The organism is Streptomyces sp. NPDC053513 (assembly GCF_044544765.1).
Lineage (GTDB): Bacteria > Actinomycetota > Actinomycetes > Streptomycetales > Streptomycetaceae > Streptomyces > Streptomyces litmocidini.
Map to the genome: position 1 here is coordinate 234,024 of NZ_JBITXP010000010.1, position 12,181 is coordinate 246,204.

General features: G+C 74.6%; 10 protein-coding genes. 9 read left to right on the top strand and 1 reads right to left on the bottom strand.

Annotated features, from left to right (window positions below; translation table 11 throughout):
- Positions 1 to 168: 168 nt before the first annotated feature.
- From ACIGW4_RS20095 to ACIGW4_RS20125, 7 genes are all read left to right on the top strand, one after another.
- A complete protein-coding gene (locus ACIGW4_RS20095; protein WP_398711353.1) occupies positions 169 to 1,542 on the top strand; it encodes a cryptochrome/photolyase family protein in 1,374 nt (457 codons plus the stop codon).
- 182 nt (positions 1,543 to 1,724) lie between these two features.
- Positions 1,725 to 2,348 (top strand): sigma-70 family RNA polymerase sigma factor, encoded by a 624-nt coding sequence (locus ACIGW4_RS20100; protein ID WP_399582019.1) that lies wholly within the window; start codon positions 1,725 to 1,727, stop codon positions 2,346 to 2,348.
- A gap of 266 nt (positions 2,349 to 2,614) precedes the next feature.
- Entirely contained in the window at positions 2,615 to 2,842 is a 228-nt protein-coding gene (locus tag ACIGW4_RS20105; protein ID WP_399582021.1) for a hypothetical protein, read from the top strand.
- A gap of 282 nt (positions 2,843 to 3,124) precedes the next feature.
- On the top strand, positions 3,125 to 4,639 hold the full coding sequence (locus tag ACIGW4_RS20110) for an SDR family oxidoreductase (RefSeq protein ID WP_359587227.1): 1,515 nt from the start codon (positions 3,125 to 3,127) through the stop codon (positions 4,637 to 4,639).
- Positions 4,640 to 4,865: 226 nt separating this feature from the next.
- Positions 4,866 to 5,783 (top strand): SDR family oxidoreductase, encoded by a 918-nt coding sequence (locus tag ACIGW4_RS20115; protein ID WP_398711356.1) that lies wholly within the window; start codon positions 4,866 to 4,868, stop codon positions 5,781 to 5,783.
- 126 nt (positions 5,784 to 5,909) lie between these two features.
- Positions 5,910 to 6,398: a MarR family winged helix-turn-helix transcriptional regulator gene (locus ACIGW4_RS20120; protein ID WP_398711358.1), complete on the top strand. Its 489-nt coding sequence runs from the start codon at positions 5,910 to 5,912 to the stop codon at positions 6,396 to 6,398.
- Positions 6,399 to 6,638: 240 nt separating this feature from the next.
- Positions 6,639 to 8,783 (top strand): MMPL family transporter, encoded by a 2,145-nt coding sequence (locus ACIGW4_RS20125; protein ID WP_398711360.1) that lies wholly within the window; start codon positions 6,639 to 6,641, stop codon positions 8,781 to 8,783.
- Here ACIGW4_RS20125 and ACIGW4_RS20130 read toward each other — a convergent pair.
- Entirely contained in the window at positions 8,711 to 10,057 is a 1,347-nt protein-coding gene (locus ACIGW4_RS20130) for a D-arabinono-1,4-lactone oxidase (protein WP_399582025.1), read from the bottom strand. The two genes, ACIGW4_RS20125 and ACIGW4_RS20130, sit on opposite strands and share 73 nt — an antisense overlap.
- Positions 10,058 to 10,320: 263 nt before the next feature.
- Between ACIGW4_RS20130 and ACIGW4_RS20135 the strand changes: the two genes are divergently transcribed.
- Entirely contained in the window at positions 10,321 to 11,574 is a 1,254-nt protein-coding gene (locus ACIGW4_RS20135; protein ID WP_399582027.1) for an amino acid deaminase/aldolase, read from the top strand.
- A gap of 335 nt (positions 11,575 to 11,909) precedes the next feature.
- Entirely contained in the window at positions 11,910 to 12,131 is a 222-nt protein-coding gene (locus ACIGW4_RS20140) for a hypothetical protein (protein WP_399582030.1), read from the top strand.
- The last annotated feature ends 50 nt before the right edge of the window (positions 12,132 to 12,181 follow it).

Sequence of the window (12,181 nt, forward strand, 5' to 3'; positions counted from 1 at the left end):
CCAGCTCCCCTCGGCTCGGCGTCCTCCGTCCCGGCGTCCTCCGCCCGGTCGGGCCGCGCCCGAGTGCATCCGTCGCCCGAGGCCCGGGGGAACCGCGGATACAGGAGTGGGAAAACCAGTACGCCGGCGCGGCGCGCCCGCGGTCGGCGGCCGAACAGGGAGGGCGCGATGACCGTCTCCGTCGTTCTGTACACCTCTGACCTCAGGGTTCACGATCATCCGCCCCTCAGGGCCGCGGTCGAAGGGGCACAGGAAGTGGTCCCGCTGTTCGTCCGCGACCCGGCCGTGGACCGCGCGGGGTTCGCGGCCCCCAATCGGCTGGCCTTCCTCGCCGACTGCCTCGCGGACCTGGACCGGGGACTGCGGGACCGTGGCGGTCGCCTCGTGGTGCGGGAGGGCGACACGGTGTCCGAGGTACGGGCCCTGGTGCGGCAGACGGACGCCGACGAGGTACACATGGCCGCCGGTGTGACGGCGTTCGCCAGGGCACGGGAGGCGCGACTGCGCGGGGCGCTGGAGGAGGACGGCTGTCGGCTGTACGTGCACGACGGCGTCGTCACCGTCGTTCCACCCGGTGACGTCCTTCCCCAGGGACGGGATCACTTCGCCGTGTTCACGCCCTACTACAAGCGCTGGACCGCCGAGCCGCTGCGGACGCCGCTGCCCGTCCCCCGGGCGCTGCGCGTCCCCTCGGAGGTGCGGTCCGAGCGCGTCCCGCGGCGTTCCGCGGTCGCCGGTGTGTCGCCGGGCCTCGCCGCGGGAGGGGAGAGCGAGGGGCGCAAGCTGCTCGGTTCGTGGCTGGCGGACCAGGCCGACACGTACGAGGAGCGCCACGACGACCTGGCGGGTGACGTCACGTCCCGCCTCTCGCCCCATCTCCACTTCGGCGCCGTCTCCGCGGCCGAGGCGGTGCACAGGGCGAGGAGGCGGGGCGGCGCGGGTGCCGACGCCTTCGTGCGGCAGGTGTGCTGGCGCGACTTCCACCACCAGGTCCTGGCCGCCCGGCCCGAGGCGGCGGCCGCGGACTACCGCCCGCGTCAGGACCGTTGGAGGCGGGGCGCCGACGCCGAGGAGGACCTCGCCGCCTGGCGGGAGGGACGGACCGGCTATCCCGTCGTCGACGCCGCCATGCGGCAGCTCGCCCACGAGGGATGGATGCACAACCGCGGCCGGTTGATCACCGCCTCCTTCCTGACGAAGACGCTCTACATCGACTGGAGGGAGGGGGCGCGTCACTTCCTCGCCCTGCTGGTGGACGGTGACGTGGCGAACAACCAGCTCAACTGGCAGTGGGTGGCGGGCACGGGCACGGACACCAGGCCGCAGCGCGTCCTCAACCCGGTGCGGCAGGCCAGACGGTACGACCCCGACGGCAGCTACGTCCGCCGCTGGGTTCCGGAGCTCGCCGACCTCGACGGACCGGCCGTCCACGAACCCTGGCGGCTCACCGGACCCGACCGGGCGGTCTTCGACTACCCGGACCCGGTGGTCGAGCTCTCCGAGGGCCTGACGCGCTTCCGGCAGGCCCGGGGCACGGTCTGACCGGGGCCCTCGCCCCGCACCGGGCGCGCGTCATCGGTTTCGATGCGGAAACGATGCGAGTTGTGCGGAGGGGCCTGTCGGTCGGAACGTGAGGGTGTACGGGGCCGATGGGATCCCGACGCCGCTCTCACCACGGCACGCCCCGGCGGGCGCCCGTGCCGCCACCCGCAGGAGGAAGCGCCATGACCGCACACCGGATCACCAGCGACCTCGGCGGCGGCTCCACGGAGCCGTACTCCGGCCACGCGCCGCTCGAAGACGGCGACGACCGGATCGCCCGCGGTCTGGTCCGCGGTGACGAGCGCTGCCTGGCCGCGGCGTACCGGCGCTGGGGCCGCCTGGTCCACACCCTGGCGGCACGGGCGCTGGGGGATCCCCGCGAGGCCGAGGACGTCACCCAGCAGGTGTTCGTCGCCGCGTGGCGCGGGCGGGCCGGCTTCCGCCCCGAGCGCGGCACCCTGCCGGCCTGGCTCACCGGCATCACCCGCCGGAAGATCGCCGACGCGCTGACCGCCCGCACCCGCCGCACCGAGCTCGCGGCGACCCTCGGCGCCGCCCTGGAGCACGAGGCCCGGACGGCCGAGCGGTCGCCCGACCGGGTCCTCGACCGGATGGTCGTCACCGAAGAACTGGCCAGGCTGCCCCGCGTCCAGCGCGACGTCCTGGAACTCGCCTACTTCGCCGATCTGACCCAGACGCAGATCGCCGACCGCACCGGCATGCCCCTGGGCACGGTCAAGAGCCACGCGCGGCGCGGCCTTCAGCGCATGCGCCACAGCCTCGCCCTCGCCGCGGCCGACGGCTGACCGGCCCGTCCGGCCGGAGCGGGCCCTCCTCCCGCCCGAGGAGGCCGGGTCAGCCCGCGCCGTCCCCGGCCGACCCTCCGCACAGCCCGGCTACCACGCCGATCGCCTCGCGCAGTCCGGTGGGGCGCACCGTCCCCGGAGCGGGCGTCCGGCCGAGCCGGCCGGGCCCGCGAGAAGGACGAGGGGCGCGGTGCGTGGTCCCCGCCCCCCGAAGCCCGTGGCCGCGACGTGCCGGGCCGGGGAGTGGTCCACCGTGGACCTCGCCTGTGACCAGAGCGACGGCAGCCGGCCCGGACCGCCGCACCGCCGCGTCCAGCGCCTCGGCGGGCACGGCCGCGCCGGACATCCTCGTCGGCACCCCCCTGCGGGGCTACCGCCGACGCCGTCCCTCTGCGCGCACGGCGGGGCCGATGCCGTACCGCTGGTCCCGGGACCGCGCCGTGGTGGGGGAGACGCCCAGACGCCGTGCCACGGCGCCCGTCCTGATCCCGTGAGCCGCATCGGACGTCTCGTCCACCTTGCGACGCGCAAACGATGCGACAGGGGGGTCTGGCGGCGCGCAGGGTTATCAGGAGCGCTTGCCTCGACGGCTTCCGGAAGGCGCGCACGCCCCGTGGCTTCCGGAAGGCGTGCTCGCTCCGTCGACCTCAGGAAGGCACGCTCGCCCCGTCGGCGAACCGAGGGGCAGGGCGGGTCCCGCATCCGCGTGCCCCCAAGGCGACGAAGAAACGGTGCAGGGCGTGTACGCCACGGCCAACGGTGAAACGGATCAGCGCATGGACACTCCCACCCCGTCCGAAGGCGCCCGCTGCCTGGTCACCGGCGCGAGCGGCTACATCGGGGGCCGCCTCGTGCCGGAGCTGCTCGACAGCGGCCACCGGGTGCGCTGTCTCGCCCGCCACCCGGACAAGCTCCGCGACTTCCCCTGGACCGACCGAGTGGAGACCGCGCGCGGGGACGTCACCGACGCCGCGAGCCTCCGCGAGGCCCTCGCCGGCGTCGACGTCGCCTACTACCTCGTCCACTCCATGAGTTCGACGGCGGACTTCGAGGACACCGACCGGCTCGCCGCCCGCACCTTCGCCGCCGAAGCCCGCACCGCCGGGGTGCGGCGCATCGTCTACCTGGGCGGACTGGCCCCGCGCGGAGTGCCGGAGGAGGAGCTCTCGCCCCACCTGCGCTCCCGCACCGAGGTGGGCCGCATCCTCCTCGACTCGGGCGTCCCCACCACCGTCCTGCGGGCCGCCGTCGTCATCGGCTCCGGATCGGCCTCCTTCGAGATGCTCCGGTACCTGACCGAACGACTGCCGGTCATGGTCACGCCCAGCTGGGTCGACAGCCGGGTCCAGCCCATCGCGGTCCGCGACGTGCTGCGGTACCTGGTGGGGAGCGCCGGCATGCCCCCGGACGTCAACCGGACCTTCGACGTCGGCGGCCCCGACGTGCTCACGTACCGGGAGATGATGGAGCGGTACGCGAAGGTCGCCGGGCTCCGCAGACGCCTGATCGTCCCCGTACCGGTCCTCACGCCCCGGCTGTCCAGCCAGTGGATCGGTCTCGTCACCCCCGTCCCCGCCTCCCTGGCCCGGCCCCTCACCGAATCGCTCCGGCACGAGGTGGTGCGCACCGAGAACGACATCACGCGGTACGTCCCGGACGGCCCCGGGGCGCCCGTCCCCTTCGAGGAGTCCCTCCGGCTGGCCCTCCGCCGCGTGCGCGACGCCCGGGTCACCACCCGCTGGTCCTCCGCCTCGCCGCCCGGGGCGCCGAGCGACCCGCTGCCGACCGACCCGGACTGGGCGGGCGGCAGCCTCTACACCGACGAACGGTCGCGCACCGTCGACTCCAGCCCGGAGTCGCTGTGGCGGGTCATCGAGGGGGTGGGCGGGGAGAACGGCTGGTACTCCTTCCCGCTCGCCTGGGCCGTCCGGGGATGGGCGGACCGGCTCGTCGGGGGAGTGGGGCTGCGCCGGGGACGCCGGGACGCGGCGCGTCTCCGGGTCGGTGACGCGCTGGACTTCTGGCGCGTCGAGGAGATCGACCGCGGACGCCTGCTGCGCCTCCGCGCGGAGATGCGCCTGCCGGGGCTCGCGTGGCTGGAGATGGCCGTCGACCGGGACGAACGGGGCCGGACGTCGTACCGGCAGAGGGCGCTCTTCCACCCCAGGGGCCTCGCGGGGCAGGCGTACTGGTGGAGCGTGGCCCCGTTCCACGCCGTGGTCTTCGGCGGCATGGCCAGGAACATCGCCCGGACCGCCGAGACGGAGGACAGGCGGCGGGACACGCCGTGAACGACGGGTGATCGCCGGCACCGGACGAAGGCGATCCCGCGCATCCGAACACCGTCACGAAGGGAAGTACCTGGAGGGCGGCAAACGCCGCGAAACGGACGCGCCCGTAGGGCGGCAGGCGCCGTGGAGCGGACGTATCCCCGTCGCCCGCCCGTCCGGGCGCACCGGTCGACCACCCCCTCGAAGGGCCGGGCGCGCCGCGTCCACCCCTTCCACGGAGGCCGTCATGAACCATGCACCGGATCTGCGAGGGCGTACCGCAGTCGTCACGGGAGCCGCCCGGGGACTGGGTACCGGCCTGGCCCACCGGCTCGCCGAACGGGGGATGAGCGTGGCCCTGCTCGGCCGCGAGGCCGCCACACTGGAGGCGGTCGCCACGACCCTCCCCGCGGAGAGCCACGTCGTCGAGGTCGACGTCACCGACGACGCCGCCATGCGCCGGGCCTCGGACGACGTGGCCCGGCACCTCGGAGCCCCGTCGGTGGTCATCGCCAACGCCGGCGTGGCCGAGGGCGGCCCGTTCGAGAGCTCCGACCCGGAGACCTGGCGCCGTGTCGTCGAGGTCAACCTCGTCGGGAGCGCGATCACCGCGCGTTCCTTCCTTCCCGGGCTGCGCGCCACGCGCGGTTACTTCCTCCAGATCGCCTCGACGGCGGCCTTCGGCGCGGCCCCCATGATGAGCGCCTACTGCGCGTCCAAGGCGGGAGCCGAGGCCTTCGCGCGCTCCCTCCGCGCCGAAGTGGGCCACACGGGCGTCGCCGTGGGCGTGGCCTACCTGCACTGGACCGACACCGACATGATCCGCGACGCCGACCGCCACACGGTCCTCCGGGAGCTGCGGGGACACATGCCCGCCCCCGCCCGCCGGGTGTACCCGGTGGACCGGGTCTCGGCCTGGCTCGCCCACGGGGTCGACCGCCGCTCTCCTTCCGTCTACGCGCCGCCGTGGCTCAGGCTCGCCCAGGTGGCGCGCCCGCTCTTCCCCCTCGCTGTCGACCTGCTGTCACGGCGGGAACTGCCGCGTCTCATGAGCGAGTCCACGTTCGACCAGACCGGTCTGCTCGGCCCCGGCGGCCGCATCGAGGCGGCGACGCTCGACCGTTCCGCCACCGGCTCGGCCGGCGGCGCGCCGGAGCGGGCCTGAGGCCCCGGGCCCGTTCCGGCGCGCCGTGGGTGACCGGCGGGCCCGTTCGGCTCGCACACGCCGCGGGCGACCGGCCGGAGGACGGCCGATTCCGTGTTCCCCCCGGCGTCCGCATAGGCTGGCCGTGTGGATGACGGGCATGTGGGGGCGATCGTGGCGGACGACGGGAGCGGGGCCGATCCGCGGAAGTTCGCGGTCGCCCTGCGCCGGACCCTCGGTGAGATGAACCGTCTGGTCCACGACTTCGCCTCCACCGAGAACGTGCACCCCACCGACGTCCACGCGCTCTCGTTCGTCCTCGACCACCCCGACACGGCCACTCCCGGACTGCTGAGGGAGCATCTCGGCCTGACCTCCGGTGCGGTGACCGCCTGCCTCGACCGTCTCGAGAAGGCCGGGCACATCCGTCGCAGCAGGGCCGACGACGACCGGCGCGTGGTGCGCATCCACTACGTCCCGGGAGCCCGAGCGGCGGCGCGGGCTCATTTCCTGCCGCTCGCGCAGGCGGCGGATCGTGCGCGCGACCGGTTCACGCAGGACGAGCTCGCGGTCGTCCTGCGGTATCTGGACGCCCTGAACGAGGAACTCGGCGAGCTGCGCGCTCCCCGCGGCTGACCCCGCCCGGCGCGGTTCACCCGGCCGGCGCCGCTCCCGTGCCGCCATACAGGGGACACCGGGGCGGCGGGCGCGGGTTTCCCGGAGCCGCATCCGATCCGTACCGGCGTACGGAAGACATGGTGGTCGACCGGGGCGCCGTGCCCGTACGTCCCCCCGGCGATGTCCGAACCGGTCCGTGCTTCAATCTATCTCGATCATTGAGATAATCAACCGTCGAGATACCCTCGGGGAGTCCTCATGTCCGCATTCCTGCGGTGGGCGAGCAGACTGCTGCCGCTGCTGGTGCTCGTCCTCTGGCTCGCCGTCGGGGGAGGGCTCGGCCCCTACGCCGGCAAGCTCGGCGAAGTGTCGACCAACGACCAGGCGGCCTTCCTGCCCCGCACCGCGGAGTCCACCCTGGTCCTGCGGCAGCAGGAGGCGTTCCGCCAGGAGGAGACCCTGCCGGTCCTGGTCGTCTGGACGGCGGAGGGCGGGGGGCGTCTCGCCCCGTCGGCCCGGGCGGCCGCCACGGAGGCCCTGACGGCGCTCGGAGGCACGGAAGGAGTGGTCGGCGCGCCCTCCCCGGCGTTCCCGTCCGAGGACGGCGAGGCCCTGCGCGGCGTCGTCCAGCTCCGCCCCGACCTCGGTGACGAGCTGCCCGCCGTGCTGGAGAAGGTCGACGCGGCGGCGTCCGCCGTGCCGGGGACCGAGACGTGGCTGGCCGGCCCCGCCGCCACGCAGGCGGATCTGGGCGACGCCTTCGCCGGCATCGACGGTCTTCTCCTCGTCGTCGCCCTGGTGACCGTCCTGGTGATCCTGCTCCTGGTCTACCGGAGCGTCCTGCTGCCACTGCTGATCATCGTCGGGGCCGTCTTCGCCCTCGCCCTGGCCTGTGCCGTCGTCTACGTCCTGGCCGACCGGGGCGTCGTACGGGTCGACGGCCAGGTGCAGGGCATCCTGTCCATCCTCGTCATCGGCGCCGCGACGGACTACGCCCTCCTGCTGGCCGCCCGCTACCGGGAAGAACTCGGCGCCCGCGCCGGGGCCAGGGCGCCGGCCATGCGTGCCGCCCTGAAGCAGTCCCTCGGCCCGATCGCGGCCAGCGCCGCCACGGTCGCGCTCGGTCTGCTCGCCCTGCTGCTCAGCGACCTCACCAACAACCGGGCGCTCGGCCCCGTCGGCGCCATCGGCATCGCCTGTGCCTTCCTCAGCGCGGTGACGTTCCTCCCCGCCGCCCTGGTCCTCCTCGGGCGGGCCGCGTACTGGCCGGCCCGCCCCAAGGCGGCCGCCGGGGACGACGCGCACCCCGTCTGGCGCAAGGTGGCGGCCCTCGTCGACAGAGCCCCGCGCAAGGTCTGGGCCACCACCCTCACCGCCCTCCTCGTCTGCGCCGCCTTCTCTCCCGCGCTCGACTCGAAGGGCGTCCCGCTCGACGAGATCTTCGTCAAGGACGCCCCGTCCGTCGCCGCCCAGGAGCGACTGGGCGAGCACTTCCCCGGCGGCGCGGGCAACCCCGCCGTCGTCATCGCCGACGAGGCGGCCGCCGAGGAGGTGCGCGCCGCCGCCCAGGCCGTCGACGGAGTCGACTCCGCCGTCCTCTTCGCCGCCCCCGGCACCGCACGGCCGCTCGTCGCGGACGGCCGCGTCCGGATCGACGTCACCCTCGCGGACGCCGCGGACTCCGACGCCGCCAAGGACACCGTCGGGCGCCTCCGCGCCACCCTGCGCGCCGTACCGGAGGGCGACGCCCTCGTCGGCGGCTACACCGCCCAGCGGTACGACACCCAGGTCACCGCCGAACGGGACAGGGCGCTCATCGTCCCCGTCGTGCTGGCGATCATCCTGGTGATCCTCGTCGGCCTGCTGCGCTCCTTGCTGCTGCCCGTCCTGCTGGTGGCGACGGTCGGGCTCAACTTCCTGGCCACGCTGGGGGTCTCCGCCCTCGTGTTCGAGCACGTCCTCGGCTTCACCGGGACCGACCCGGCCGTCCCCCTGTACGGATTCGTCTTCCTGGTCGCCCTCGGCGTCGACTACAACATCTTCCTCATGTCGCGGGTGCGCGAGGAGACGGTGCTGCACGGCACGCGGGAGGGCGTGCGCCGCGGCCTGGTCGCCACGGGCGGGGTCATCACCTCGGCCGGAGTCGTCCTCGCCGCCACGTTCGCCGCGCTGGGCGTCATCCCGCTGGCGTTCCTTGTCCAGATCGCCTTCATCGTGGCCTTCGGCGTCCTGCTCGACACCCTCGTGGTCCGGTCGCTCCTGGTTCCGGCCCTCGTCCGGGACATCGGCCCCGCGGTCTGGTGGCCGGCGGAGCCGACGCGCGGCGGCGGTCAGGCAGGGAGCCCGACGCGGTCGCGGACGGGTACGGCCTCGGGGGCGAGCCCCAGGACACGGTCGAGATAGGGGTTGGCGAAGACCCCGGTCGGGTCGAGGCCGTCGCGCAGGGCGACGAAGTCGTCGAAGCGTTCGTAGCGGGGACGGAGGGCGTCGGCGTCGAGCGTGTGCATCTTGCCCCAGTGCGGACGGCCGCCGTAGGAGCCGAGGATGTCCTCGCACGCCTCGAAGTAACGGCGGTACGGCATCCGGTGGTACTGGTGGAAGGCGATGTAACAGCTCTCCCGCCCCTGCGCGGTGGACAGCCAGATGTCGTCGGCGGCCGAGAACCGCACCTCCAGCGGAAAGGACACCCGCTCCCCGGTGGTGTCGATCCACCGCTTGATCTCCCGGAGCGCGTCGACGGCGTGCTCGCGGGGGACGGCGAACTCGCCCTCGTGGAAGCGGACGTCACGCGGCGAGGCGAAGACCCTGGGGGACAGGTCCGTCCACTCGCGCGCGGACATCGCCCGCGCCGCGAACCGGGCGATCGGCGGCACCAGGGCCGGGACCGCCGTGCCGAGCCGGCACAGGCCCTCGAAGCCGAGACCGCTGACCGTCTCGTCGACACGGCGGGTCAGGGCGCCGATCGGCTTCAGCGGGGCGTCCGCCGGCAGCCGGCGGAAGCGCCGGGTCAGCGCGGTCTCGCTGTGCGGGAACCAGAAGAACTCGAAGTGGTCGTTGTCCTCCGTGAGTTCGTCGACCCGGTCCAGGACCTCGGCGACCGGCATCGCGGTGTCCCGGGCGTGCAGGGCGAACTGGTCGACGCACTGGAGCGTGACCTCGGTGACCACGCCGAGCGCCCCGATGCCGACCCGCGCGGCCCGGAACAGCTCGGGTCGCTCGTCGGCGGAGCAGCGGACGACCGAGCCGTCGGCCAGGACCAGTTGCAGCGCCCTGACCTGGGTGGCGATGCCGCCGAAGCGCAGCCCCGAGCCGTGCGTCCCGGTCGAGACGGCACCCGAGACGGTCTGCCGGTCGATGTCGCCCATGATCTCCAGGGCCAGTCCGTGGGAGGCGAGCAGCGGACCGAGCCGCCACAGCGGCATCCCGGCCCCCACCGTGACCAGCCCGCTCTCCCTGTCCACGGAGTTCAGACCGGCCAGGCGGTCCAGCCGCACCTGGACGCCGGGCGCCACGGCGACGCCGCTGAACGAGTGCCCGGAGCCGACCGCCTTGACCCTCAGCCCGTCCCGTGCCGCCTCCGCGACGGAGGCGGCCACCTCCTCCGTACGCGTCGGCCGCAGGACGCGAACGGGGCGGGCCCGCTCGCTGCCGGACCAGTTGCGCCACACCTCGGTCATGCGGGAAGTCCTCTCGACGGGATTGATCGGGCCGACGGATCGGCGGATCGACGGATCGACGGATCGACGAGCAGGGGCCGATGGTGCTCGTCGGCGCGCTCGACGGCACGCGGCCGGGGTCGCGGTCCCCGGAAGCCTGAACTCGGCGGGTCGCCCAAGTCAAGCCTTCAGGACGCTTGACCCGGACAACCGTCCAAGAGAAGGTGGGCGCCACCCGAGCCGGCTTCGGTCCCGGTCCCGGCCCCGAGAAAGGCCCGCACCCCATGGGACGTTCCACCCCCGCCACGGAAACCACGCACCCCACGGACCGGAGCGCGAACCCGGCGCCGCGACCCGCGAGCTTCCCCGAGCTGCAACGCGCCACCGCCGACCTCCAGCCGCCGTTCGCCGTCGCCGATCTCGGGGCCCTGCGCGCCAACGCCGCCCAGATGGTGCGCAGGGCCGGCGGCAAGCCGATCCGCCTGGCCAGCAAATCGCTGCGCTGCCGTCGCCTGATCGGCGACGTCCTGCGCCTGCCCGGCTTCTCCGGCGTCCTGGCCTTCACCCTCCCCGAGGCCCTGTGGCTCGCGGCGGAACACGAGGACGTCCTGGTCGGCTACCCGACGACCGACGCCCCCGCCCTGCGGCACCTGGCGGGCGACCGGCGGCTCGCGGAGCGCGTCACCCTGATGGTCGACTCCGTGGAACACCTGGACCTCATCGCCTCCGTCGTCGGTCCGGACGGCCCGCCCCTGCGCGTCTGCCTCGACCTCGACGCCTCCCTCCGCCTGGCCGGCGGACGCCTTCACCTCGGCATGCGCCGCTCGCCCCTGCACTCGCCCGAACAGACCCGTGACCTCGCCCTCGCCGTGCTCGCCCGGCCACGGTTCCGGCTCGTCGGCCTCATGGCGTACGAGGGGCAGATCGCCGGCGTCGGCGACGACCAGCCCGGTCCCGCCCTGGCCCGCGCGGCCGTCCGGCTCGTGCAGCGCGTCTCCACGCGCGAACTGCGCGAGCGCCGCGCCGCCGCCGTCGGAGCCGTACGGGCCCTGGCACCCCTGGAGTTCGTCAACGGCGGCGGAACGGGCAGCCTGGAGACCACCTCCGCCGAACCGGCCGTGACCGAACTCGGGGCCGGGTCCGGCCTGTACGCCCCCGGCCTCTTCGACCACTACCGGCGTTTCCGGCCGTCGCCCGCCGCCCACTTCGTGCTGCCCGTCGTCCGCAGGCCCGGCGTCCGCCACGTGACCGTCCTCGGCGGCGGCTGGACCGCCTCCGGACCCGCGGGTGCGGACCGGCTGCCCCTGCCGGTCCGGCCGACGGGGCTGCGGCTGCTGCCCCGCGAAGGCGCGGGCGAGGTCCAGACCCCTCTCACCGGCCGGGCGGCCGATGCCCTGCGGCTGGGCGACCGCGTGTGGTTCCGGCACGCCAAAGCGGGTGAACTGTGCGAGCGGGTGAACGAGCTGCACCTGGTCGAGGGCGATCGGATCGTCGACGTCGTCCCGACCTACCGGGGCGAGGGCCACGCCTTCCTGTGACCGTCGGCCACCCGCGTATGTCGGCCACCCGCGTACGTCGGCCACCCGCGCACGCCAGCCACTCACCCGCACCGGCCAGACCCACCACCCGGCCCCCCTCCCGGTCTCGTCGCCGCGACCCGCTTGCCGGATCCACCGCCCGGCCCCGCCCCAGGGAGACCGCAGGGCCCGCCACTCGGCCGACGGGCGCCGCGAACAACTCGTCGAGGCCGCGATCCGCGTGATGATCCGTGACGGCGTCGCCGAGGCCACCCCCGGGCCGTCGTCGCCGAGGCGGGTGTCCCCTCGGGGCGTTCCACCACCGCTTCCGCTCCAAGCGGGAGCTGCTGCACGGCGTGATCGAACGGATCGTGCTCCGGGCGCTCGCCTTCCTCGCCCGCCACGGCCCCGACCTTCTCGAAGGCCCCACCCTCCACTGGCTGATCGACCGCGACGACGCCCAGGCGCTCGCCGTCCTCGACACGCACACCGCGCACCCGGCGACGCTCGCCGTCCCCCGTACCGACGGGGTCTCCGCACCCGCGGCGACGGTTCCGGAGCACCAGCGCCCACGGTGACCGGCCGCCGGGGCCGGAGCGCGGATCCCGCGGAGCTCTGCCCCGCCCGG